General features: G+C 60.6%; 20 protein-coding genes and 1 tRNA gene. 14 read left to right on the forward strand and 7 right to left on the reverse strand.

Annotated elements, in window-relative coordinates:
- Nucleotides 1-120 precede the first annotated feature (120 nt).
- The 7 genes from thiC to thiD are packed head-to-tail and all read left to right on the forward strand — an operon-like array spanning nucleotide 121 to nucleotide 6,201.
- On the forward strand, nucleotides 121-1,947 hold the full coding sequence (thiC, locus tag INS80_RS01505) for a phosphomethylpyrimidine synthase ThiC (RefSeq protein WP_192963847.1): 1,827 nt from the start codon (nucleotides 121-123) through the stop codon (nucleotides 1,945-1,947).
- Entirely contained in the window at nucleotides 1,944-2,912 is a 969-nt protein-coding gene (locus INS80_RS01510) for an FAD-dependent oxidoreductase (RefSeq protein ID WP_192963848.1), read from the forward strand. Before thiC ends, INS80_RS01510 begins: the two co-directional genes overlap by 4 nt.
- Nucleotides 2,881-3,078, forward strand: coding sequence for a sulfur carrier protein ThiS (gene thiS, locus INS80_RS01515; protein WP_192963849.1), 198 nt, complete (start codon nucleotides 2,881-2,883; stop codon nucleotides 3,076-3,078). Before INS80_RS01510 ends, thiS begins: the two co-directional genes overlap by 32 nt.
- 3 nt (nucleotides 3,079-3,081) lie before the next feature.
- A complete protein-coding gene (locus INS80_RS01520) occupies nucleotides 3,082-3,849 on the forward strand; it encodes a thiazole synthase (RefSeq protein WP_192963850.1) in 768 nt (255 codons plus the stop codon).
- 17 nt (nucleotides 3,850-3,866) lie between these two features.
- Nucleotides 3,867-4,460, forward strand: coding sequence for a thiamine phosphate synthase (locus INS80_RS01525; protein WP_192967147.1), 594 nt, complete (start codon nucleotides 3,867-3,869; stop codon nucleotides 4,458-4,460).
- Complete coding sequence (locus INS80_RS01530; protein WP_226892529.1) at nucleotides 4,457-5,428, forward strand: HesA/MoeB/ThiF family protein; 972 nt, start codon at nucleotides 4,457-4,459, stop codon at nucleotides 5,426-5,428. The genes INS80_RS01525 and INS80_RS01530 overlap by 4 nt, the downstream gene beginning before the upstream one ends.
- The gene (gene thiD, locus INS80_RS01535) at nucleotides 5,428-6,201 is read left to right on the forward strand and encodes a bifunctional hydroxymethylpyrimidine kinase/phosphomethylpyrimidine kinase (RefSeq protein ID WP_192963852.1); all 774 of its coding nucleotides are present in this window, start codon (nucleotides 5,428-5,430) and stop codon (nucleotides 6,199-6,201) included. The genes INS80_RS01530 and thiD overlap by 1 nt, the downstream gene beginning before the upstream one ends.
- Before the next feature lies 1 nt (nucleotide 6,202).
- Here the strand turns inward: thiD and INS80_RS01540 are convergent, their stop codons facing one another.
- Nucleotides 6,203-8,752 carry an ATP-binding protein gene (locus INS80_RS01540; protein ID WP_192963853.1) on the reverse strand — a complete coding sequence of 850 codons (2,550 nt, stop codon included), beginning with the start codon at nucleotides 8,750-8,752 and terminating at the stop codon, nucleotides 6,203-6,205.
- 480 nt (nucleotides 8,753-9,232) lie between these two features.
- Here INS80_RS01540 and dctP point away from each other — a divergent pair, with 480 nt between their 5' ends.
- The 4 genes from dctP to INS80_RS01560 all read left to right on the forward strand — a co-directional run bounded on the left by dctP (nucleotide 9,233) and on the right by INS80_RS01560 (nucleotide 14,486).
- A complete protein-coding gene (dctP, locus tag INS80_RS01545) occupies nucleotides 9,233-10,330 on the forward strand; it encodes a TRAP transporter substrate-binding protein DctP (protein WP_192963854.1) in 1,098 nt (365 codons plus the stop codon).
- A gap of 96 nt (nucleotides 10,331-10,426) precedes the next feature.
- Nucleotides 10,427-11,749 (forward strand): TRAP transporter small permease subunit, encoded by a 1,323-nt coding sequence (locus tag INS80_RS01550; RefSeq protein WP_192963855.1) that lies wholly within the window; start codon nucleotides 10,427-10,429, stop codon nucleotides 11,747-11,749.
- 3 nt (nucleotides 11,750-11,752) lie between these two features.
- Complete coding sequence (locus INS80_RS01555) at nucleotides 11,753-13,108, forward strand: TRAP transporter large permease (RefSeq protein WP_192963856.1); 1,356 nt, start codon at nucleotides 11,753-11,755, stop codon at nucleotides 13,106-13,108.
- 337 nt (nucleotides 13,109-13,445) lie between these two features.
- Nucleotides 13,446-14,486: a fatty acid desaturase gene (locus tag INS80_RS01560; RefSeq protein WP_192963857.1), complete on the forward strand. Its 1,041-nt coding sequence runs from the start codon at nucleotides 13,446-13,448 to the stop codon at nucleotides 14,484-14,486.
- A 610-nt stretch (nucleotides 14,487-15,096) separates the two neighbouring features.
- Here INS80_RS01560 and INS80_RS01565 read toward each other — a convergent pair.
- Nucleotides 15,097-16,128 carry a TRAP transporter substrate-binding protein gene (locus INS80_RS01565; protein WP_226892530.1) on the reverse strand — a complete coding sequence of 344 codons (1,032 nt, stop codon included), beginning with the start codon at nucleotides 16,126-16,128 and terminating at the stop codon, nucleotides 15,097-15,099.
- Between the two features lie 64 nt (nucleotides 16,129-16,192).
- Nucleotides 16,193-17,386 (reverse strand): cytochrome P450, encoded by a 1,194-nt coding sequence (locus INS80_RS01570; RefSeq protein WP_192963859.1) that lies wholly within the window; start codon nucleotides 17,384-17,386, stop codon nucleotides 16,193-16,195.
- A 130-nt stretch (nucleotides 17,387-17,516) separates the two neighbouring features.
- Here INS80_RS01570 and INS80_RS01575 point away from each other — a divergent pair, with 130 nt between their 5' ends.
- On the forward strand, nucleotides 17,517-18,422 hold the full coding sequence (locus INS80_RS01575; RefSeq protein WP_192963860.1) for a LysR family transcriptional regulator: 906 nt from the start codon (nucleotides 17,517-17,519) through the stop codon (nucleotides 18,420-18,422).
- 2 nt (nucleotides 18,423-18,424) lie between these two features.
- On the opposite strand, the gene INS80_RS01580 is transcribed toward INS80_RS01575, so the two are convergent.
- Both INS80_RS01580 and INS80_RS01585 read right to left on the reverse strand, forming a co-directional pair.
- Complete coding sequence (locus INS80_RS01580; RefSeq protein ID WP_192963861.1) at nucleotides 18,425-19,417, reverse strand: GT-B fold glycosyltransferase domain-containing protein; 993 nt, start codon at nucleotides 19,415-19,417, stop codon at nucleotides 18,425-18,427.
- Between the two features lie 61 nt (nucleotides 19,418-19,478).
- Entirely contained in the window at nucleotides 19,479-20,354 is an 876-nt protein-coding gene (locus INS80_RS01585) for a hypothetical protein (RefSeq protein WP_192963862.1), read from the reverse strand.
- Nucleotides 20,355-20,667: 313 nt separating this feature from the next.
- Here INS80_RS01585 and INS80_RS01590 point away from each other — a divergent pair.
- Nucleotides 20,668-20,743 (forward strand) — tRNA-Thr (locus INS80_RS01590).
- 349 nt (nucleotides 20,744-21,092) lie between these two features.
- On the opposite strand, the gene INS80_RS01595 is transcribed toward INS80_RS01590, so the two are convergent.
- Nucleotides 21,093-23,489, reverse strand: coding sequence for a thiamine pyrophosphate-binding protein (locus tag INS80_RS01595; protein ID WP_192963863.1), 2,397 nt, complete (start codon nucleotides 23,487-23,489; stop codon nucleotides 21,093-21,095).
- Nucleotides 23,490-23,499: 10 nt separating this feature from the next.
- Complete coding sequence (locus INS80_RS01600; RefSeq protein WP_192963864.1) at nucleotides 23,500-24,702, reverse strand: methionine gamma-lyase; 1,203 nt, start codon at nucleotides 24,700-24,702, stop codon at nucleotides 23,500-23,502.
- A gap of 112 nt (nucleotides 24,703-24,814) precedes the next feature.
- Here INS80_RS01600 and INS80_RS01605 point away from each other — a divergent pair, with 112 nt between their 5' ends.
- Nucleotides 24,815-25,273 (forward strand): Lrp/AsnC family transcriptional regulator, encoded by a 459-nt coding sequence (locus tag INS80_RS01605; RefSeq protein WP_192963865.1) that lies wholly within the window; start codon nucleotides 24,815-24,817, stop codon nucleotides 25,271-25,273.
- Nucleotides 25,274-25,310 lie beyond the last annotated feature (37 nt).

Raw genomic sequence — 25,310 nt, forward strand, 5'->3', positions numbered from 1 at the left:
GGCCCGGTACAGGCCGAGAATGCAACGTCCGAACCGAACGGTGAGTACGACCGTTCCGCGTTTCCCCGCCCATGCCTCATCTGGTGTCTTTTTTGAAGTTTCTGCTTCGAGGAGCACCGTATGACCCATCAAGACCCCAAGATCGCACCCAGTGTGACGACAGGCCCGCTGCCCGCATCGAAAAAGATCTATGTGCCCGGCGAGATCCATCCGGATATCCGCGTGCCGATGCGCGAGATATCGACCCACCCTACCGCGGGCGAAGCACCTCTGCCGGTCTATGACAGCTCAGGCCCCTACACCGATCCTGATCACACCACCGACATCCGCCAGGGCCTGCCTGCCCTGCGCCGAGACTGGATCCGCGCACGTGGGGACGTGGAGGAATACCAAGGCCGCGACATCAAGCCCGAGGATAACGGATTTGTCGAAGGGGACCGCCTGACGCCCGAATTCCCGGTACGCCCTGCCCCGCTGCGGGCCACGGGGGACAAGGCGGTCACGCAGCTCGCTTATGCCCGCGCCGGGATCATCACGCCCGAGATGGAATACATCGCGATCCGCGAAAACCAGCTGCGCGAGACCTCGCCCTGCCACGGAGCGCGCGACGGCAACGACTGGGGCGCCAATATCCCTGACTACGTGACGCCGGAATTCGTCCGCCAGGAGATCGCCGCAGGCCGCGCCATTATACCCGCCAACATCAACCACCCCGAACTGGAGCCGATGATCATCGGCCGCAACTTCCTGGTCAAGATCAACGCTAATATGGGCACCTCCGCCGTGACCTCCTCGATGGAGGAGGAAGTGGACAAGCTGGTCTGGGCGATCCGCTGGGGCGCCGATACGGTGATGGACCTCTCCACCGGGCGCAACATCCACAACACCCGCGAATGGATCATCCGCAACTCCCCCGTGCCCATCGGCACCGTGCCGATCTACCAAGCGCTGGAAAAGGTAAACGGCATTGCCGAGGATCTGACCTGGGAAGTGTTCCGCGACACGCTGATCGAACAGGCAGAGCAAGGCGTTGACTACTTCACCATCCACGCGGGGGTGCGGCTGCATATGGTGCCGATGACCGTGAACCGCGTCACCGGGATCGTGTCGCGTGGCGGCTCGATCATGGTGAAATGGTGCCTGCATCACCACAAGGAAAGCTTCCTTTACGAGCACTTCGAGGAGATCTGCGACATCTGCCGCAAGTATGATGTCTCCTTCTCGCTCGGCGACGGGCTACGCCCCGGCTCGATTGCGGACGCCAATGACGAGGCGCAGTTTGCCGAGTTGGAAACCCTGGGCGAGCTTACACAGATTGCTTGGGCCAAGGACTGCCAGGTGATGATCGAGGGGCCGGGCCATGTGGCCATGCACAAGATCAAGGAAAACATGGACAAGCAGCTGGAGTGCTGCCACGAGGCGCCGTTTTACACGCTTGGCCCCCTCACCACCGATATTGCACCGGGGTACGATCACATCACCTCCGGCATCGGGGCGGCGATGATCGGCTGGTTCGGCTGCGCCATGCTGTGCTACGTGACGCCTAAGGAGCATCTGGGCCTGCCGGACCGCGACGACGTCAAGACCGGCGTGATCACCTACAAGATCGCGGCTCATGCAGCCGATCTGGCGAAGGGGCTGCCGGGGGCGCAGCGGCGCGATGATGCGCTATCCCGCGCGCGGTTTGAGTTCCGCTGGGAAGATCAGTTCAACCTCTCGCTGGACCCTGAAACGGCCCGAGATTTCCACGATGCCACCCTACCGAAACAAGCCCATAAGGTGGCGCACTTCTGCTCCATGTGCGGGCCGAAATTCTGCTCTATGCGGATCAGCCACGACATCCGCGCCGAAGCCCAGAAGGAGGGGATGGAGGCCATGGCGGCCAAGTTCCGCGAGGGCGGTGACCTTTATGTGCCGGTGAAGGACGCTGAGGACACGGGCGCATGATCACCATCGCAGGCGCCGGGCTGGCCGGGCTGGCCTGCGCGCATGAGCTGGCGCAGCGCGGTGCTGAAGTAACGGTCTATGAAAACAGCGCGCGCATTGGCGAGAGCAGCGTCTCGCGCTATGCGGGGGGCATGCTTGCCCCCTGGTGTGAGGCGGAAAGCGCCGAAGCCGAGGTAATCACCCTCGGCAGCCGCGCCCTCGATTGGTGGGCCCAGATCACCCCGGTGGTCCGGCGCGGCACGCTGGTGGTTGCGCCTACCCGCGACCGGGCGGACCTCACCCGCTTTGCCAAACGCACCAAAGCCCATGAGGTGGTTGATGAAGCGCAGATCGCCGCGTTGGAGCCGGACCTCGCTGGCCGGTTCCGCACGGGTCTGCACTTTGCGCAGGAAGGGCATCTGGACCCGCGAAAGGCATTGAAGGACCTTACCAGCCGTGTCGAGAAGATGGGCGTGATACTCCATCTTGGCACCCCCGCCCCGGAGAGGGTGACCCTTGACTGCACCGGCATCAAAGCGCAACTGTCAGGCCTGCGCCCGGTGCGCGGGGAGATGGCCATCCTACATGCACCGGGGGTTGGGATCAGCCGCACCCTACGTCTGTTGCACCCGCGAATCCCCATCTATCTGGTGCCGCGCGGGGATCACCACTTCATGCTGGGCGCCACCATGGTGGAAAGCAGCGCCACCTGCCCGCCGACATTGCGCGCCCTCAGCGAGTTGATGAATGCCGCCTACACCCTGCATCCGGGGCTTGCTGAAGCCTCGGTGGTGGAGGTCGGCGCAGGGCTGCGCCCGGCCTTTGCAAATAACTTTCCCCAGCTCGTCTGGCAGGACGGCACATTGTTCCTGAACGGGCTTTATCGACACGGGTTTCTGCTGGCGCCCGCCATGGCCGCGCGCGCCGCAGATGCCCTGATGCCGGAGACAAGAAATGCAGATCATCGTGAACGCCGAACCGCGTGAGATCCACGCCGCGACCCTCGACGCCGCACTGAAAGAGCTGGGCTTTACCAGCCCTGCAATCGCCACCGCGCTCAACGGGCAATTTGTTTCGCGCGCGAAACGTGTTGACACAGTATTAACGGCAGGGGACCGGCTCGAAGTACTCTCCCCCATGCAGGGAGGCTGAGCGATGCGGCTTTATGACTGCGAAGTCACTTCGCGCCTGTTGATTGGGACCGCGCAATACCCTTCCCCGCAGGTGCTGATGGAGGCGATCCGCGCAAGCGCCAGTGAGATCATCACCGTGTCCCTGCGGCGCGAAACGACGGGTGGCTCTGGCGCGGCCTTTTGGGAACTACTGCAAGACCTTGGCACCCGCATCCTTCCCAATACAGCCGGCTGCCACACGGTGCGTGACGCGGTCACCACCGCCCACATGGCGCGAGAGGTCTTTGGTACGCCCTGGATCAAGCTCGAAGTGATCGGCCACAACGATACGCTGCAACCGGACGTTTTTGCGCTGGTCGAAGCGGCCCGCATCCTCAGCGAGGACGGCTTTCAGGTCTTTCCCTATACCACCGAAGATCTGGTGGTAGGTGAGCGCTTGATCGAGGCGGGCTGCGAGGTGCTGATGCCCTGGGGCGCGCCGATCGGGTCCGGGCAAGGACTGCTGCGCCGGGACGGCCTTAGAGCCATGCGGGCGCATTTCCCGGACATACCGCTGATCGTCGATGCCGGTATCGGTCGGCCTTCGGACGCCGCAGAGGCGATGGAACTGGGCATGGACGCGGTCCTTTTGAACACCGCCGTGGCCAAGGCCGGCGATCCGGTATTGATGGCCCGTGCCATGGCGCAGGCAATTGCCGCCGGGCGCGCCGGTTTTGAAGCGGAACCGATGGAGCGGCGCGACATGGGGGTGCCTTCGACCCCGGTTCTGGGCCTTGCGGAATTGATATGATGGGCGGAGTTGATGTGATGGAGCGCTTTTACCTGATCGTCGGCCATGTGGGCCGGTTGGAGCTTTTGGTGCCGCAGGGCGTGAAACTGGTCCAGCTGCGCATCAAGGACCAGCCCGAGGCAGAGGTGCGCCGCCAGATCGCCCGCGCGCGCGATTTCTGCGCGGTGCATGGCGCGCAGCTGGTCGTGAATGACCACTGGCAGGCGGCGCTGGATCTGAACTGCACCTTTGTGCACCTTGGCCAGGAGGATATGGAAACGGCCGATTTCGCCGCCCTGCGCCGAGCCGGGGTGCGCTATGGCCTATCCACCCATGACGAGGCAGAGCTGGACCGCGCCCTGTCCCATGATCCTGCCTATGTGGCGCTGGGACCCGTGTATGAGACCCTGCTGAAAAAGATGAAATGGGCACCGCAGGGGCTGGATCGGGTACGGCGCTGGAAGGCGCTTGTCGGCGACACGCCCCTTGTTGCCATCGGCGGGCTGACACCCGAGCGCCTGCCCGGTGTCTTTGCCGCAGGCGCTGACAGCGCCGCTGTGGTGACGGACATACAACAGGCCGCCGACCCCGAGCGGCGCACGCGCGAATGGATCGAGGCCTGCACCTCATGAGTCAGACAGACCGATACGCACGTCAGACAGCCCTGCCCGAGGTCGGCGCCCGCGGTCAGGCCAGGCTGGCCTCGGCCCATGTACTCATCGTCGGCGCCGGAGGGTTGGGCTGCCCGTGCCTGAGCTACCTTGCCGGAGCGGGCGTGGGCGAGATCACCCTGATGGATCCCGATCTGGTCGAGGAGAGCAACCTGCACCGCCAACCGCTTTACACCATGTCCGACATCGGCCTGCCCAAGGTCGAGGCTGCAAGGCGCCACCTCGGCCAGGCTCATCCCGGTGTAAGGCTCTATCCGATCCAGAGCGCATTGACACCTTTGAACGCCCTTGCGGCCCTGGCCCGGGCCGACATCGTCGTGGATGCAGCCGATAGCATAGCCGCGTCATACACCCTGTCCGATGCCTGCATGGCCAAGGGCACGCCGCTGATTTCAGCGTCTGCCTTGGGGCAATCGGGTTATGTCGGGGGATTTTGTGGCTCAGCGCCATCGCTCAGGGCGCTGTTCCCCGACCCGCCGGAAACCGCCGTAACCTGCGCCAGTCATGGTATCATGGGGCCCGTGGTGGGAGCGATTGGCACTCTGCAGGCCCAGATGGTCTTGAAAGTCCTTCTTGGGCACAGCCCGTCGCCACTTGGGCAGCTCATATCGCTGGACATGGCAGACCTCAGACCCGGAGCCTTTCGTTTTGACGCGGCCGAAGAGCCGAGCGGCCGCCTGCCTTTTGTTGCGCGCCAGCACATCGTGGCCGAGGACTGCGTGATCGAGCTGCGCCCGCCTGAAGAGGCACCCATCCCCGCGATACCTCAGGCGCTCCGTCTTAGCCCGAAGGAGCTCGAAACCGTTGCGCTCCCGCTGGACAGGCGCGTCGTCCTGTGCTGCCGATCCGGCCTGCGCGCTTGGCGCGCTGCGCGCCTTTTACAGCAGCGGGGCTATGGCGATCTGGCCCTTTTGGCAGCGGCAGCCTGATGCAAGGCGCCGCTTGCCCGCGAATCCTGGTGATCGCCGGAACCGACTCCAGCGGCGGTGCGGGCCTCACACGTGACACAGCGACTGCAACTGCACTGGGGTGTCACGTCGCCCCGGTGGTCACGGCCGTCACGGTGCAAACCAGCCAGGCCCTGAGCCGCATCTCTGCCATGCCTGTGAAGATGGTCCACGCCCAGATGGCAGCCGCACTTGAGGAGGCGCCGGTCGCAGCGGTCAAGATCGGAATGCTGGGAAATGCCGGGATCGCACGGGCGATTGCCCAGGGCCTTCCCCGCGACATACCCGTGGTGCTGGACCCCGTGCTGAAAACCTCCTCCGGCGGCCTCCTCGGAACCGGGCAAAGCCTTGCGCCGTTGATGGAGAAAGTGACACTGCTCACCCCGAACCTGTCAGAAAGCGCTTTTTTGAGTGGCCAGCCGTTCAGCGAGGAGCCGGAGGCCCTCAGGTGGCACGCTGAAATCCTCATGGCCGCGGGCAGCACGCGAGGCCCGGAAGCGATCCTGATCAAGGGAGGCCACGCCAGCGGCGAGGAAAGCCGCGATCACCTGTTCTTTGCGGACGCTCACGCGGTCTTTGCGGCCCGGCGGCTGCCGCGGGGACGGCGCGGGACCGGCTGTACTCTTGCCACGGCCATCGCCTGCTACCTTGCCAGAGGACAGAGCATGGAGGCGGCCTGCGCCCTGGGCAAACGCCACGTGACAGACTGGCTAAAGCAGGGGCCGGGAGTTCCGGCAGCCACGCCAGACGCATAACCTACTTGGCGCTGATACGCTTCGGCCCAGCGGCAAGCCGCTCCGCCTGCAGCGCGGTCAGGGCATTCAGCAGGACCAGCTTGCGGATCGGCTTTTGAAGGAAGTGATCCATGCCAGCCTCCAGGCAGGCCTTGCGGTGACTGTCAAACGCATTGGCCGTCAAGGCAACGATAACTGGCTGCTGCCCGCCGAGGGCACGGATCTCCTGTGTCGCGGCTATCCCGTCCAGTTCCGGCATGGACATATCCATCAGGACAAAATCCGGCATCTGAGCGCGGCACATCTCGACCGCTTCTCGGCCATTTTCCGCTTCGACACAGGTCACTGGCAGACGTGCAAGGTACTTTCGGATCAACAGGCGGTTGGTGCGATTGTCTTCGGCCAGAACGATACGGCAGCCGCGCAGGACCTCGATATCTAGGTCCGGTGTTTGATCGGCCTCCTGCAGGGCGTTCGGATTGCGGATCGGCTCCAGTTCGATTTCCAGATGGAAGCACGCGCCCCCCTCCGGATCCCGATCCGGGCAAAGCGTCAGGCTGCCGCCCATCCGACCGGCAAGAATGCTCGAAATCGTCAGGCCCAGGCCCGTGCCGCCAAAGGCACGGGTGGTTGCCGCATCCGCCTGAGAGAACCGGTCAAAAATATGCTGCGCCTGGCTTTCGGAAATGCCGATCCCGGTATCCTCGACCTCGATGATAATCCGATAAGGCGATGTCGGTGCATTGCGCGCGCGCAGGGTGACCGCACCCTCCGCCGTGAATTTAACTGCATTGCCTACGAGGTTTACCAGGATCTGGCGCAACCTGCCATCATCGCCGCGGACATGTTGCGGCACGCCTTGATCGATTTCGACCGAGACGTCCAAGCCCTTTTCTTCCGCCTTGGGCCGCAGGAGGTTGACGGCCTGCTGAATGCAAGTATGGAGGTCGAAATCCGTTGGCGAGATGTCCAGTTTCCCGGCCTCCAGCCGCGAAAGGTCCAGGATATCGTTGATAATCTTCAGCAGTGCATTCGACGAGTCGCGAATGGTCTCGACATAGAGCTGTTCTTCCTCGGACAGATCGGTGTCGGCAAGCAGATCCGCCATCCCCAGTATACCATTCATGGGCGTGCGGATTTCATGGCTCATATTGGCGAGGAACTCGCTCTTGGCCCGATCGGCCTGTTCTGCCGTGAGCTTTGCCTCGAGGAGCTCGTTGTTGCGCTGGGTCAGAGCCCTGTTGGCGCGGATCAGTTCCTCGCGCAGATGAACGTCCCAGGAGACATCCCAATCCACACCAATCATGCGCTGGCGGCCTTCCGCATCCCAATAGGCACTGCCCAGAGCACGGATGTACTTGCGCTCACCATTGTCCAGCACAATGCGGTATTCGGAAAGATAGTGTTCGTCCTGCTGCGTTGCCCGCCAGAAGGTTTCAACAGCCCCTTGGACATCTTCGGGATGCAGGCGCTTCTTCCAATCCGAAAACGTCACGGGATGATCCGACCGCTCCATACCGTAAAGCTCGAACATCCGCCGATCCCAGATCAGCTCCCCCGTGCCCACGTCAAGCTCCCAGATACCGATCTTTGAGGTCTCGACAGCGATTTCGAGGCGTCGCGACAGCGTCTCCAGCTCACGCTCGCGGCGTTTCAGCTTCTCGATCGCCTGCCTGCGCGCGGCAGACAGGGCGCTGGCCAGAAATGTCGGGATCAGGATCAACGCACCGGCCATCAGCAGGACCAAACGCATGGTCCAGCGATTGTCCGGCGCCGACGCCCACCCTCCTTTGGGGCGCGCGGCAAGCAGCCAGTCGCCCTCCGGCAATGTGATTTCCATCAATACCGGGTTATCCCCGAAAACCTCCGCGTTGCCAAAGAACAGCTCCCCCTCGGAGCCACGGCCATCTTTGCCGATCAAGGCCAAATCGATGCCAAGGTTGTCATCTGTCAATCCGGCACGATCATAAAGCCCCTGCTCCTTGATAACTGCAGACAGAATACCCCAGAACCGCCGATCCGCCCCCTCACCTGTGAAAATCGGAAACCGCGCAATGAAGGCGCGGCCGCCTTGAACAAGATTGACCGGCCCCGCCAGCACCATGTTGCCGCTGTCCCGGACATCGTAGGCAGCCGCGCGCTGCGCGTCGTTCTGGTTGTAGTCCAACCCGATCGCGGCCTCATTGCCCGACAGCGGATGAATGAGAGAGATCACCAGATCCGGCGCCGCCGCGATATGTGAGATCTCACCGTGGTCACCGATGATATGCGCGCCCAAATCCGCAAATCTCTCTTGCGTCATATCCGGTTCGGTTGACAACACGGCCACCAGTCCTCGCACCAACTGGACATCTGCCGTTAATGCGCCCTCAAGTCGCGAGCGGATCAACCCGGCTTCGTTCTGGACGTCGGACCGCAGCTGCTGCCGGTGAATGGTGGCATTCTGCTGTTCGGCAAAAATAAAGATGCCGGTCAAAGCCGCCAGCGCCACAAGCGCAAGTGGATAGAAACGGCTGACCACACTGCGCAGCCCTTGGCGCAGCACGCTTAGCCCCTTCACACCCTCCGCCATCTTCAACCTCACAACACCGTTAAACTATTCCCGACACGTCCTAACCGACTATATCCTAACAAGTCGTTCAATAGACCTTAACGTGCGTGATTGAACCATTCGCTTGCGTGCCGCAAGATCAGATCAACCAAGCCTTGATTGCCCCCCAGCTGAGCAGTCGGCGCACTGATGGCCGCCGGGCCAACAAATACTGGACATTCTGACATTTCACGACGCAAAAGTCGCCCCCAACACGGTCATTTCGACCCGAGGCCCATTTGGTAAAAAAAACAGTCCAATTTTTGATGGCGGCCTCAGCCGCTTTCTGATCTTAAAATCAATTTGTTAGTCGACCCAAGGATCAGCCCTGCGAAAAAAACAAAACATAGGATTTTGAGAATCTGTTTTTCGAGCCCTAAAATAGCACAACCGCGCACAGAAAACCCGAGGAGCGCGCGGTTGGAACTGTCGCAAGACAGTAAAAGGGAGGAACCGAATATCATGACAAAAATCGTAACGCGCCGCCGCGCGCTGACCGCTCTTGCAGGAGCCGGGGCAGCTGGACTGGCAGCACCTCACATCGCAACAGCCGCCGGCCATACAAAAACCTGGAAAGTCCAGACATCTTGGCCCGGTGGCGCAGGCCTGCAAATCTTCAAGGATTGGTGCGGCACAATCGTGGAAAAGACCGGTGGTGAGCTGGCCTTCCAGCCCTTTGGCGCCAATGACGTCGTCGGCGACTTCCAGCTTTATGACGCCGTGAAGAACGGGGTGCTGGATGCGGTGAACCCGTTCACCATCTATGCGCAAGGCATCATTCCGGCGGCGGTGTTCCTGTCGTCCTTCCCGCTGGGCCTGCGCAACCCGCATGAGTATGACGTTTTCTACTACGGTCTCGGCGGCATCGACATGGCCCGCGAACTGTACAAGGCCCAAGGCATGCACTTCGTCGGACCGATCCATCACGGCCCGAACATCATCCACTCCAAGGTGCCGATCCGCTCAATCGACGATTTCCGCGGCCGCAAGATGCGCCTGCCCGGCGGCATGGTCGCCGAGATCTTCACCGAGATCGGCGCCGAAACCACGGTTCTGCCCGGCTCGGAAATCTTCCCGGCGTTGGAAAAAGGCACCATCGACGTGGCCGACTATGTGGGACCGGCGGTGAACTACTCGCTGGGCTTCAGCCAGGTCACCGACTATATCGTCATGGGCCCTCCGGGCTTCATGTCGCTCTATCAGCCAGTGGACATCATGGACCTGACCGTTGGCATGGACAGCTGGAATGCCCTGTCGCCCGAAATGCAGCAGTTCGTCGAAATGGAAACCCACGTCTATTCCGACATGCACCACGCCGCGATCCAGGCCGCCGACCAGGAAGCCTGGAAGAAGTTCGAGGCCGATGGCACAGAGGTGACACGCCTCAGCCAGGACGATGTGGAGCTGATGACCGAGGTCGCTGTTCCAGTCTGGTACAAGTATGCCAACCGCGACAAGTCCAGCGCCCGCGTCTTCAAAACGATCCTGGACTACATGCAGTCCGGCTCTCTCGGCTACGTGGACCCGGCCCTTACCGAAGGCTTGTCGCTGGATCTGTAAGTCGGCCTTTCACAACCGCGAAAACCAAGACGGACCCGCACACCGCGTGCGGGTTCGTTTGTGACACCACTCATCACCGACAAAACGGGGGAACCCATGCCCAGTCTCGATGTTACCTTACCGCACTGGCTTTATTGGGTCGGACTGATCGTCTTCCCGCTGGTGGCCATGGTTCTGGCCAGACGGCCAAAATCAGGCCCCAGTACATACACCAACGCGCTTGGTTACTTCATCCTTGTGACCGGCGGCATGCTGGGGCTGCACCGCTTCTACCTGCGCAATCTTCTGGGGCTGGCCTTTATTCCGGTCTTCATTCTGATCTTGATCGCCAACTCCAACGGCCAGGAGGCGCGAAGCATCTTGTCCGATGCCTCCAACGTCGTGCGCCAGGCAGAACGCACACTGGAACGCGAAGAGGGCCGTGTCGCCGCCGCAGAGGCCGACCTGCCCAGCTTGCGCGAAGAACTTGCAGCAGCCGAAGAGGGCACATTTGCCAAGCGGCGCGCGGAAAAGAACATAGAACGCGCCGAAAAGCGCATCTCTGACGGCCAGGAACGTATAGCCGAGGCAAAAACCGACCTGGAAACCGCCGCCCCAGCGCTGGAGGTTGCCGGTGAGAACATGGCCTTCTGGAACAAGGTCGGGGCCTATGCGCTTTATGTGCTGCTGGCCGCGATGCTGGTGGATGCCGTGCTGATGCCGGGCCTGGTGCGCCGCGCCAATCAGAACCTGCCGGAAGAAGAGCCAGAAACCGAAGCGGAAAGAGCCTTGCGGGAGCTGGAAGAGGCCGAAAACGTCGAAGACTCCAGCCATGTCTCCACCGGATGGACCGGCTGGATCGACCGCACATCCCTGATGGCGGGCGAATTCGTCAGCTACTGGGCGGTGATCGCCGTCTTCGTCTATTACTTCGAAGTGATCAGCCGCTATGTCTTCGGCTCCCCCACCAACTGGGCGCATGAGGCGATGTATCTGATGTTCGGCATGCAGTACCTGATTGCCGGGTCCTACGCGATGCTGACCGAGGCACATGTGCGCGTGGACATCTTCTATGCGCCCCTCAGCCGCCCGAAACGGGCCTGGGCGGATCTGTTCACCTCGATCTTCTTCTTCATCTTCGCCTTTACCCTGTTGTTCACCGGCTACAAGTTCGCGCTCGACGCCAATGCGGTGGCCACAGGCAACAGCGTCGTGTCCGAATGGGCCCGCGGCAACATCGGATTTGGCGAAATGCTGGGCAGCATGAACCTGGCTCAGTGGACCGATCCGAACATCCGCTGGGGCGAGATCAGCTTCAATGAATGGGAAATCCCGCTGTGGCCGATGAAATGGGTCATGGTGATCGGCGGCCTGCTGCTGGTCCTGCAGGGCATTTCCAAGCTTGCGCAGGACGTGCGCGCAATCGTGAAAGGGGCCTAAGACATGGGTCTGGAAATTGGAATCGAGTGGCTGACACTCATCATGTTCGGCTCGCTGCTGGCCCTCTTGATGGCAGGGCTACCGCTGGCCTTTGTAACCGGGGGCCTGGCCTGCGTCTTCCTCTATGTGCTGGGAGACGAACGCGCGCTCAACATCGTGCCAAGCAGGATCTTCCCGCTGATGACCAACTATCAGCTTTCGGCGATCCCGCTCTTCATCTTCATGGCTTCGATGCTGGAAAGGGCCGGGATCATCAACGACATGTTCGATGTGATCTACAAGGTGCTGGGCGGCGTCAAAGGCGGTCTTGCTGCAGCGACGATCATCGCATCGACCGTTCTCGCGGCCATGGTGGGCGTCATCGGCGCAGCCGTGGTGACCATGGGCATCATCGCCCTGCCCGCGATGCTGAAACGCGGCTATGATCCCAAGATCGCCATGGGCTCGATCATGGCGGGCGGCACGCTCGGCATCCTGATCCCGCCGTCGATCCTGGCGATCATCTACGCGGTGGTGGCAGAGCAATCCGTGGGTGAGCTGTTCATCGGCGCGGTCTTCCCGGGCCTGATGTTGTCGGGCACCTATGTGCTTTATGTGGTGATCCGCTCCACCATCAACCCGACCCTTGGTCCGCCGATCCCGGTGGAGGAACGCGTCAGCTTTGCCGAGAAGGTCCGCCTGATGGGCAACATGTCAGCGCCCATCGCTCTGATCGTGATCGTGCTGGGCGTGATCTTCACCGGAGTTGCAACGCCCGTGGAAGCGGCCGGCATTGGCACCTTCGGCGCCTTCATCGTGGCGGCCATCCACCGCAAGCTTGACTGGCAGACCGTGCGCGAGGCCTCGATCGGAACGCTCAAGGCCAGCGCCATGGTGATCTGGATCATGTTCGGCGCCACCATTTTCGTGGGGCTTTACGTCCTCGAAGGCGGTCAGCAGTTCGTGCAATCAGCGCTGGAAGCAACAGGCTTTGGCCCCTGGGGTATCCTCATCATCATGATGTTCGTCCTGGTGATCCTGGGCATGTTCCTCGATTGGGTCGGCATCCTGCTGCTCTGCGTGCCGATCTTTGTGCCGATCATCAAGGCGATGGGACCAGAGCCCTTTGGCCTGACCACCGAAGCGGATCTGGTACTGTGGTTCGGGGTTCTCTACCTCGTCAACATGCAGATGAGCTTCTTGTCGCCGCCCTTTGGCTATGCGCTGTTCTATTTGCGCGGGGTGGCTCCGCCAGAGATCCCGATGACCGATATCTTCAAATCTGCCCTGCCGTTTCTTGCGCTGCAGATCGTCGGTCTGGTGCTGTGTATGGTCTTCCCCGAGATCATCACCTGGCTGCCACGCCTGGTATACGGCTAACGCCAAAGCGGCGTGACCGAGATATCAGGATCTTTCAGGATCATAATGAGCCGCCCCATCCGGGGCGGCTAAATTTTTTTTGCGCAAGCTTTCAAACTCACCCTGTAACCCCTTGCGGCCCATTGTCTCTGCCCACCGTCACAGCGCGCCCGTCTCAACCGGCAAGTTTCCCTCAAAATCAAAACCTTGAATACGATCTTTCGCGCCCCGCTCAACGCCTGATTGACCCAAAGGCAGCTGATACAGCGCGTCGCGCGGACAACGGAGTTTCAAATACCTCTTGCTATAACCAGATACTCAGGTATCCGGACAGTAAGAAACACAAGACTACAGGCGCATGACCGACATCATCGACCCCCAAGCCCCCGTTCGCGGCGCAACCGCTGCCCGCGACTGGGTCAAGACCCTTGCCACCTATCGCGATCCAAACCGGCTGCGCAGCGCCTTTGAGCTGGGGGCCACGATTGTGCCCTTTGTGCTACTCTGGGGCCTCGCCTGGTGGAGCCTTTCGATCAGCTATTGGCTGGCTTTTGGGATTTCGCTGGTGAATGGCGCCTTCCTGGTGCGCCTCTTTGCCATTCAGCACGATTGCGGCCACGGCGCCTTTTTCCCCAGCCGACTCCTCAGCGATTGGATTGGCCGGGTCATGGGTGTGGTCACCCTGACGCCCTACGACGTCTGGCGACGGACCCATTCGATCCACCACAGCGCCACCGGAAACCTCGACAAACGTGGCATGGGAGACGTGCATACACTCACCCTTGCCGAGTACCGGGACATGGGGCGCTTTCAGCGGCTGATCTATCGTCTTTATCGCAATCCACTGGTCCTGTTTGGCCTCGGCCCCGGCTATCTGTTCCTGCTGCAGAACCGTATCCCGCTGGGATTGATGGACAGCGGCAAATACTGGCTCAGCGCCATGCTCACCAATCTGGCCATTCTGGCTGCACTGGTGACGATCTGGTATTTCGGCGGCTGGCAGCCGCTGGTGCTGATCTTCCTGCCAACCACGCTGATGGCGGCCACGATCGGCGTCTGGCTGTTCTATGTACAGCACCAGTTCGAACACACCAACTGGGACCATGATCCCGACTGGCAACTGCATGAATCCGCTTTGCATGGCAGTTCCTACTATCAGCTGCCCGCAGTGCTGCAGTGGTTCAGCGCCAATATCGGCATTCACCACGTGCACCATCTTTACAGCCGCATCCCGTTCTACCGGCTGACCGAAGTGTTGCGTGATCATCAGGAACTGGCCGAAAGCAACCGCATGACCATCCGTGAGAGCCTTGCCAATGCCCGCCTTCACCTGTGGGACGAGGACAGTCGGCGGCTTCTGTCGTTTGCCGAGGCACGTCCGCTTCTGACCCAGACCTAATCCAGTCAGGCAAGACACATGGTATGACCAGGCGGTTATCTAAGCTTAATAAATAGAAAACTCGCCGTATTTTGGCTGCTGTTGGAAACCTTCTGTTTGCCACTGCCGTGCAAAAGGTTAAGACCTTGGTAGGTGTGGGAACCAGTCATGATGCATTTTTCTCTTGATAAGGAAGAGGCCGCGCTTCGACGGCGCGCCTTGTTCCGCCTGTTACGCCGGTTCGATTTTGACGCGCCGGAGTTCCGTGGCGAGGCGATCTCAGATCCGGTACATGAGCGTGTGAGCGCTCCTGAGTATCAACAGCCATGTCACTCAAGCCTGGGCGATAAGAGCTTGCTTCGAAAGCAGCCCCAGGTCCACGCAAGCGCAATCCCCGGGCCAAATCAGGATTGGGCAGACGACAGTCGCGTGTTTCAGATCAGGCCTTAGAGCCCCTAAAGACCAGCCGCAAAACAGCCGGTATCTGGCCGCGCCCCGGCCTGCCCCCGGAGTGACACAAAAATCGGCGACAGACCTGAAACGCTGTCCGCGCAGGAAGAAAAGGCGCAGGTCCATACCTGCGCCTTTCGTCAGTGCGTTCAGTTATTCTGCCCGATTGGAACGCCTGCCGTTACCCGCCGTGTTTGGCAATCAGCGATTTGGCCTGTTGGATCAGGGCTTCGCCGTCCACGCCCTTCGCGTTCATCTCTTCGACCCATCTGGCAATCACGGGCTGCGCCTTTTGCTTCCAGCGCGCCACTTCCGCCTCGTCCAGAACAAAGATCTCATTGCCCTTGTCCTCGGCGATCTCTCGACCCGGCGCATCGCGTTCCAGCATCACGCGGGCAGCAAAGGCGGATAGCTTCTGCCCGGATTCTGCATCCAGAATTGCCTTCAGATCATCCGGCAGCGCGTTGTACTTGTCCCGGTTCATCACCAGAACGATGGTCGCGGTGTAAAGGGATTCATCGCCGCTGAACTCGGTATGGTGCTCGACAAGGTCACTCAGCTTGACCGCAGGCGTCACCTCCCAGGGGATCACCGTGCCGCTGATCACGCCTTTGGACAGTGCCTCGGGGATAGCAGGCAGCGGCAGACCGACCGGAGTTGCCCCCAGCTCTTTCAGCATGTCAGTGATGATGCGGGTCGGCCCGCGCAGGGTTTGCCCCTCCATATCCTCCAGCTTGGTCACGCCGCTCTCGGTATGGATCACACCGGGGCCATGCACCCAGGCGCCCAGCACCTTGACGTCCTTGTACTCCCCTTCCTGCAGGTCGGTTTCCACCAGTTCCATGAACGCCTTTGAGGTCGCGATCGGATCGGTCATCATGAAGGGAAGCTCGAACACCTCGGTCTTTGGAAAGCGCCCCGGCGTGTAGCCCACCACGGTCATCACCATATCGGCGACCCCATCGGCTGCCTGATCCATCAGCCCCGGCGGGGTGCCGCCCAGGGACATGGCGTCATAGTGTTCGATCTTGATGCGCCCGCCCGAGGCGGCCTCGACCTCTGCCGCCCAGGGTTTCAGGATCATTTTCGGCACCGTGGCAGGCGGCGGCAGGAATTGGTGTAGCCTGAGCGTCACCTCTTGAGCTGCGCCCGCCAGAGGCGTCAGTGCAGTTGCTGCAGCAAATAGCGCCGCGCCCAGTATTTTGCGTCTCATCATGTTCTCCTCCCAGATGATGATTTATTGGCCAGAGTATCCGGCATCTCCTCCCATCGGTGACCTAGTTCAGTGTCACCGGCAGATTGCGTGGTCCGCGAAAGCCAAACCCGTAGAACTGCACCGGCTCGTCTTTTGCCAGTTCCATGTTCGGGAACCTGTCAAACAGCATGGGCAGCATGATATTCGCCAGCATCCGGCGCGCGATATGGGTCCCCTGACAGAAATGCGGCCCATTGCCAAAAGCCTGATGTGGCTTTCGGGGACGGAAGATGTTGAAGGTCTCACCATCGTCCCCGTAAATATCCTCATCCCGGCAGGCTGAGGCCTGAATCGTCATCACAGTGGTCCCCTTGGGTATCGCGTATCCGCGGATTTCTGTATCCTCCATCACAAGGCGCGAACTGGCCTGGATCGGCGCAACCCAGCGCACGCCCTCCTCGAAAGCCTGCCCCCAAAGGTCCTTGGATTTGGCTTCCGCCAACTGGTCAGGATTGGTGAAAAGCCCGTAGAGAATGGTCAATAGCGCATCGCGCGGCTCGTTGATGCCGCCACCAATGGCGATCTTGATGTTGGAAAAAATCTGGCTCTCGGGGATCGGATCCTCGGCATTGACCATCACCGACAAAGCGCTTGGGTTGGGGTCGGCCAGATGGCGAGGGATGGCAGCCCGAAACAGGGCGTCCATCTCGTCATTGGCGGCGTCACAATCGGCAAAAAGCTCATCCGCAAAGCCGAAATTGCCAGCGCCATCGATCAGGATCTGACTCCAACGCTGCATGTCATCATCGCTGGCCTCGGGAATGCCCAGCAGGTGTTTGAGGCAATGGGCCGCATACGGCCCGGCCAGAGCCGGGAACAGATCCACCGTCTGCCCGCGCGGCAAGCCCGCGACAAACTCTTCTGCGATCCGGGTGTAGATCTCCTCCCAGCAGCCCTTGATGTTGCGGCCCGAAAAAGTGGGCGCCATGGCCTCACGCTCGCGCGCGTGCTCGGCCCCGTCCTTGCGCATCAGCGTATGAGCGCGAAAAGCCCGCTGCATCGGCGTTTTAGGGTCGTTGGAGCTGAACAGACCGGGGTTATCCTTCACGTATTTGGTGTCCTCAGCCTTGGTCAGCAAGGTACGACCAAGGGATGTGACCTGCACCACCGGCGCCTCGCGGCGCAGGCGCTGATAGATGGGATAGGGATCGAGCGTCAGATTCTGAATGGTGATCTGATCGTCCTGCGGCGGTTTGCTCAATGTGGAAACGCTCATCTTCTCCCCCCGTTTTCACCTTGGAGGAAAAGCCTAAAAGCCGAAGGGAAAATGAGGCAATCCGATCAAGTTGATCGAGTGCATCGAAAAATTGCATACAGGGCACTACGCATGCTTTATGCTTGGCTGCATGAGCGAAACTCCCGACCCATTTGGCCTTGATTTTGCAGCCCTACGCACCCTGCGTCTTGTGCATGGATATCGCTCCTTCTCGCGCACTGCTGAGACGCTGAACGTGAACCAATCGACGGTCAGCTATACGATCGACCGGCTGCGCCGCGCCTTTGGCGATCCGCTTTTCGTGCGGCAAGGCGGGCGGATGGTCGCGACCGAGCGCTGCGAAGAAATTGTCGCCAGCACCAGCCGGATGCTGGACGAAATGCTGGAACTGGCCGAGCCGCGCGCCTTTGATCCTCGCCGCGCCGAGGCCGAGGTAACCATATCCTGCAACTACTACGAACGCGCCACCATCCTGCCTCGGCTGATGCGCAGGCTGCGTCAGGTGGCCCCCGGTTTGCGGCTGACAGTGCGCACCTCGACAGTCGAGGGCAAACAGCACCTGGATCGCGGCGAAAGCGATCTGGTGATCGGCCCCGTGCGCATAGAGGGCAACAGCTATTTCAGGCGCACATTGCTGCGAGAGCATTCGGTCATGGTCATGGCCCAGGGAACGTCAGCCGACCAGATGCCCAGCACAGAGGCTGCCTTTCTCGCGGCGCCGCAGGTGGTTGTGACCTATGGGGACTCCTGGCGCTCGCGCTTTCTGGTGGAGATCGCTGCAGCGGGCAAAGCACTGAATCAGGTGATGTCCATCCCGAGCCCCGCCGCCCTGCCCGAACTCTTGGAAGGCACCGATCTGGTGGCCACCCTGCCCAGCCGTCTGGCCGAACACTTTGCCGACCGGGTACAAACCGCCCCCTGCCCGTTTCGCGGAGAATTCGAGATTGATCTCACCTGGACCTCGCGCACCCATCATGCGCCGATGCATATCTGGTTGCGAGACCAGATCGCACAGGCCTGCCAGCGGCAGCCTTAGGTTTATCGCATCCAAAGGCCGTTTGATTTGATCCGGTTGCGGATCACCTGCTCGCGCCGCGGCAGGTTGTCCTGGTCGAACAAGGCACGCACCTTGGCCCCACGCCCCTGATAGACCATGCGCTTGATCGGCTCATAGGTTTTGAGGACCTTCTTGATCCAGTTGGGGGCGGCCACCTCTTCCAGCACCTCGATCACCCGGTCGCTTTCGCGCGCATAAAGGAGCGGAAACAGCCGATAATGGCAGCTGGTCTTGCCATCCAGATACCCTGGCACCAAGGCTTCGCGCCCGCCGCCAAACGAGTGGATCACTAAGGGCAGCGCGATCTGGTCAAGCCAGGGGTTAAGCGATTGCCCCACCAGTTCGACCGGTAAATCATCCCGAATCGAGGTCGCGTATTCTGCAAAGCGCGTGCCGAACCGATGCGGACAGGCGCCGTAGAAAAAGCCGGCATTGAAGTAGAGATAGCGCCGCCAATGCCCATCGGGTTGCCACCTGTCCTGACTGGTGGCGAAATCAAGGCCGAAGCGATCATAAAGCGCAGCCCAGATCTGTTCTATTCCCGGCCCGTAAAGCGTCGGCTTCGGCCAGGTTCCTTCACACCTGAGAGAGGCCGAGGGACGATCAAAGTCAAACGGCACATCACTCAGTTCATCCGTGATCAGCGTATCGCTGTCGAAAAACACAAATGGCTCCCCCTTGGGCAAGGCCATCAGTGCCTCTATCTTGTTGCCATAGGGGTAGCTTTCACCAAAGATCCGGCTGTCAAAGGGCAGCACCTCGGCCCCCAGCCGCTCAAACAGCTCCAAAACGCCACGATTGCGAACCTGCGGGTCTTTTTGCCAAAGCGATCCCGCGCGCGGCGTCGCTACGAAGAGGCGCCCCTGGAAACCCGGCGCGCTGTGCCGCAAGGAGGCGGCAAAAAGTGCGGCTTCATATTGCAGCCGACCCGCCTGGCCAATGATGACGATATTGAACGGTTTGCGCTGTGCCATCACTGGGCCCTGCAGCCTGCCGGAGCGCTCCGGAGGAGTGTCATATCAACCGGTTGCACGTTCAGGCCGACAAGATTGTAACGCCGGGGATGGCAGCGATCTGGTCAAGATCCGCATCGTATTGCACCGATAGCTGTTCGATCAGCATATCCGTCCACCCAGGCAAATCGACCTCTTCTTCAATCGCGTCCTCGATGGCGTATTTGTCAAGGAAGGCGCCGATCACCCGGTGTTTCTGCTCTTCGCTCATCTCGCGGTGCTCATGCAGATAGGCGCGCAGTCGCTGCATGCCCTCCCCCGACATGATCACCGCCAGCAGGTCCATGCCCCCGATCAGCCGCTCCCCGGGCTCAAAGCCAAGCAATGAGCGCAGTATATCCGCCCAGATCAAAGGCATTTCCTCGTAGAACCAGACTGTTATCGGGACATCTGGCAGGGCTGTTCGAAGGCGCAGCAGCAAATTGGACCAGCGCAATTCCTGGAGCTCGCACTCTCTCAAGATCTGCTCACTGCGCTGAGGCTGCAACCCGCGGAGCAGCGCAGGCAAAAAACTGCCCGGATCGCGCAGCCCAATCTGGATCTCCAACTCGTCATCAGGAAAAAGCTGCTGCAAGGCGCCTAGCCGCATTTCGGCCTCCGGGTAGAACCCGTGGCTTCCAACGGCATTGCGCGGCGCGCCCATGAAATGCGGATTGGACAGGATGACCCGGTTGGCCTGTTCCTGTTCTAGGATCCCATCCCACAGAATACCACTGTCCTGCACGGGTCGGCGGCCATCCAGCATCGCGTCGACGCAGTCCCCCAGCAGGTATCGATACTTTCCAGGCCCCGGCACCGCAGTGCCACGTTTCCCGGCTGCCTCCTTGTTCTGCAACAAGGTCTTTAGCAACCGATCCTCTTCTGTCTCATGACTGCCCGCATGAATGACAACCTGCATGAATGGGCCTGTTCTTTTTGATGTTTGGACATTTCAAGGCTTACTCCGGTGGTCCGCCTTCGTCAAACATCACCGCCAGCACCTACCCATTGCGCCAGAGTGCGGCATCCAAGATCAACGGCCCGCACTCACCGTTTATGTGCCGACTAAGATGCACCCGAATTTGAGAAGAAAATGATCGCAGGACGGATTGCGCTTTGCCGGACAATCGTCTACACGCCCCTTGTGAGTTGTCCGAGTCACCTATCGCGCTGTCGAAAAAGTGACCGTTGATCAAATCACGACGCCAAGAACGCTTTGCGTTCAGTGGCATGCCCCTATAGCTCAGCTGGTAGAGCAACTGATTTGTAATCAGTAGGTCCGCGGTTCGAGTCCGTGTGGGGGCACCATCACATTCTCCAAAAGGCTCTGTATTCATTCATTAACATGCACTTGCTTTGCAGTTCCGGGACGTTTTGAGGACACCTGCATGGCTGTGACAATGAAGCTGAATCACATCGGCAAACTGAGCAGAGGCCGGAAAAGGTTTCGCAGGCGCTGACCGAAGGACGTGGCCGAGGTCAGGTGAGAAACCTTCTTTCAGAGCCCATCGCATTCGAGCAAAAGGCTCGGGAAGTGAAATGAACGCTCTGCACCGAACCGGGGCAAGTCCGGGCGAACCAAGGGCCGTCTACACAGACGGCCCTGCGCTGACCCGTTCCCCCTTGGCCAGCTACCCTTGGGCGCCCTAAGAAGCGATCAGCTGTTGTGAAGGGGGCTGAGCCTGTTTTGGCTCAGATGCTTGCCAGCCGTCAGACCATTAACCTTTTCCACGATTGCAGCCGCGTCGATACCGTGATGGCCATAAAGGTCCTGAATGGTACCGGTCTGGCCGAAGTGCTCGACTCCGAGAGGGATCGTTCTGTGTCCCTGCACCGCTCCCAGCCAGGATAGTGAGGCGGGGTGGCCGTCGATCACGGTGACCAGTTTGCAATGGGGCGGAAGGCCCGCCATCAGGGTCTCGATGTGAGATTGCGCCTGTGCATTGCCACGAGACCGCGCCCGCTGCGCGGCAGTCCAGCCTGCGTTCAGCCGGTCGGCCGAGGTCACCGCCAGCACGCCCACATCACGCCGCCCTTCACCGATCACCCCGGCAGCTTTGATCGCCTCCGGCGCAACTGCGCCCTGATAAGCGATCACCACTTCGCAATTGGGCCCCGGTTTGCGCAGCCAGTAGGCACCATCGATCGCGCCCTGTCGGAAATCCTCGTCGACACGTTTGCCAGGCTGCTCGATCGGGTTCGTGGTCAAACGCAGATAGACGGAGCCACCGGTCTCATCGCGCAACCAGGTGCGCTCGTCCGGGTCGCCTTCCCCGTCCCGTTGAACATAATCAAACGCCCACTCCATGATCACCGCCAATTCATCGGCAAAGGCAGGCTCAAACGAGGCCAGCCCATCCTGGCTCATCCCGATCAGGGGCGAGCCAACGGATTGATGCGCGCCGCCTTCGGGCGCCAGGGTCACACCGGATGGCGTGCCAACGAGGATGAAGCGCGCATCCTGATAACAGGCATAATTCAGTGCATCGAGGCCGCGTGCCACGAAGGGGTCATAGACCGTGCCGATGGGGATCAGGCGCTTACCGAACAGGGAATGCGACAGGCCCGCAGCCCCCAAAAGCAGCATCAGGTTCATCTCGGCAATGCCAAGTTCGATATGCTGGCCTTTTGGCGTAAACTCCCATTTCGCGGTCGAGGGGATGCGGTTCTCGATAAAGGCATCGGCCTGCGCGGTCCGGGCAAACAGCTTGCGCCGGTTCACCCATGGGCCAAGACTGGTGGTGCCGGTCACATCCGGCGAGGTGGTCACGATACGGTCCGCCAGCGTACTGTCGCCCTTTGACAGATCATCAAGGATCTTGCCAAAGGCCATCTGCGTCGAGATTTCGCGCGAGGTGTCGATGGCAATCGACGGTACGGCCAGTTTGTCGTCCTGATACCGGCGCGTGCCCTTGGCAAAGAAGGGCACCTGAGACAGAAAATCGCGCAACGCGGCCCGGTCCTGCACCGCTGCCATAGGTTCCCACTCTTCGCCTGGCTCTACGCCCATGTGTTTCTGCCAATCCGCAAACTGGGCCTTGTTCATCAGTCCGCCGTGGTTGTCCTTGTGCCCCGCAATGGGGGTGCCCCAGCCCTTGATGGTGTAGGCCAGGAAACAGGTCGGGCGGTCGTGGTCGATAGCGGCAAAGGTTTCGGCCATGGTTTCAACGCAGTTGCCGCCAAGGTTTTCCATCAGGGCGGCCAGTTCCGCATCGCTGCGCCGCTCGATCAAGGCCGTCACATCCCCCTGATCGCCAAGGTCATCCATCAGCCGCTTGCGCCAGACAGCCCCACCCATGAAGGTGAGCGCGGAATACTCCTGGTTGGGGCAGGCATCGATCCAGTCTCGCAAGCGGTCCCCACCCGGTTCTTCAAAGGCAGCCCGTTGCAAAACCCCGTGCTTGATGCGCACCACGTCCCAGCCGAAGGCATCAAAAATCTTTTCGATCCGCTCAAACAGCCCCTCGCGGACAATCCCGTCCAGCGACTGACGGTTGTAGTCGATGATCCACCAGGTATTGCGCAGATCGTTTTTCCAGCCTTCCTGAAGGGCCTCGTAGATATTGCCCTCATCCAGTTCCGCATCGCCGACCAGCGCCACCATGCGCCCCATCGGAGCGCCCCTGCCCCAGTCTTTGGCCGCGACATAGTCCTGGATGAGCGAAGCAAAGGAGGTGATCGCCACGCCCAACCCGACAGAGCCAGTGGAGAAATCGACATCGTCAATATCCTTGGTGCGGCTGGGGTAGGATTGCACGCCGCCAAAGCCGCGGAAGTTTTCCATCTTCTCGCGGGTCTGATTGCCCATCAGGTATTGCATCGCATGAAAAATGGGAGAGGCATGGGGTTTCACAGCCACCCGGTCCTCGGGCCGCAGGGCCGAGAAATAGAGCGCGGTCATGATGGACACCATTGAGGCAGACGACGCCTGATGCCCGCCGATCTTGATCCCGTCCACCTTGGGACGCAGGTGATTGGCATTGTGGATCATCCAGTGGGACAGCCACAACAGGCGCTGCTCAACGGTCTTGAGGTGAGTCAGATCGGCGGACATGGCGCTTTCCTTATTCGGCGGCGTGTTTCGTTGCAGTCGGCAGGGCCTGCTCCAGATCCTGCAGGATGTCGTCGACGTCTTCCAGCCCCACGGAGAGACGGATCAGCCCGTCGCTGATGCCATGTAGCGCGCGCTCTTCGGCCGTGTAGGTCGAATGTGTCATCGAGGCCGGGTGCTGGATCAGTGTTTCCGCATCGCCCAGAGAAACCGCGCGCTGGATCATCTTGAGACGGTTCATGAACGCAATGCCGCCAGCCATGCCGCCTTTGACTTCAAAGGCAATCATCGCGCCGGGCTCATCCATCTGGCGGGCCGCCAGATCAAACTGGTCAAAGCACTCAAGACCCGGAAAGTGCACCTGCTGAACAGCGGGATGCGCCTGGAGGTATTCAGCCACGGTTTCCGCCGAGGCGCAGTGCCGCTCCATACGCAGGGCAAGGGTCTTGAGACCGCGCAGGATGAGCATGGCGTTGAAGGGCGCCATTACCGCTCCGGTCATGTCCTTCATGCCCACAAGGCGGATTTCAGTAATCTGCTCGGCCGTGCCCGCAACCAGGCCCGCCACTACATCACCGTGACCTCCAAGATATTTGGTTGCCGAGTGTACGACGATATCGGCGCCCAGTTCGATCGGGCGCGTTAGGTATGGTGTGGCATAGGTATTGTCGACCACGACTTGTGCACCTGCCGCATGAGCAATCTCGGAGGCGGCGGCGATGTCGACAAGGCGCATGTTTGGATTGGCGGGTGTCTCGAAATAGACCACACGGGTCTTATCCGAGATTGCCGCGCGCAGGTTCTCGACGTCGGTCATATCCACATGGGTAATGGTCACGCCCCATTTTGCCAGCCCGTGCCGCATGAAGGCAAAGGTGCAGCCATAAAGGGTCTTGTCCACAATGACCTCGTCCCCCGGCGACAGGAGGGTCCAAAGAACGGCCGTGACCGCCCCCATGCCGCTGGCCATGGCCAAACCGGCCTCTGCCCCTTCCAAGGTTGCAATACGCTGCTCAAGCAGATCGCAGGTCGGGTTCGAGATCCGGGAGTAAATATGCCCGGCACGGTCACCGGCAAAGGTCTCACCACCGGCCTCGGCAGTCTCGAAAGCGAAGGTGGACGTCAGATGCAACGGAGGCGTCAGCGCGCCCTCGTTCTGCATCGGATCATAGGCATGGTGAATGGCGCGTGTAGCAAAACTCTTGGGGGCGGACATTGGGATCTCCTGTATCTATTTTGGCCATTGTCACAATTCCTTCGGCTATTTGCTTGCCAATATTGCCCTCTGGATGCCAAATATTGGAATATTATGCCAATATGGGGTCCCTATGGACGACAAAGATCGCCAGATCATCCGTGCCCTGCAACGGGATGGCCGCATGACCAACCAGGATCTTGCCGCCGCAGTAAACCTGTCACCCTCCCCCTGTTTGCGCAGGGTCCGCAACCTCGAACGCAACGCCATCATCCAGGGCTACAGCGCCGATGTGGATGCCTCCGCCTATGGGCTGTCGATCATGGTTTTCGTGCGCATCCGTCTGGAGCGCCACAACGAGGCCGATGTGAAGAATTTCGAGAGCCGCGTACGCATGATCGACGAAGTGCTGGAATGTCACGTCATGACAGGGGCGATGGATTACCAATTGCGGGTTCTTGTGCCTGACCTGGAAGCCTATGAAGACTTCATTCGCAATCGCATCCACCCCATCGGCGGCATCGCATCCATCGACACCAGTTTTGTCTACGGAACGGTCAAAAGGACGGCCGTCTTCCCTCAGTCGCGGTAGCCGACGCGTCTGACCACACACTCTATCGTTCTGGTCA

It is taken from the genome of Phycobacter azelaicus (genome assembly GCF_014884385.1).
GTDB lineage: Bacteria > Pseudomonadota > Alphaproteobacteria > Rhodobacterales > Rhodobacteraceae > Phycobacter > Phycobacter azelaicus.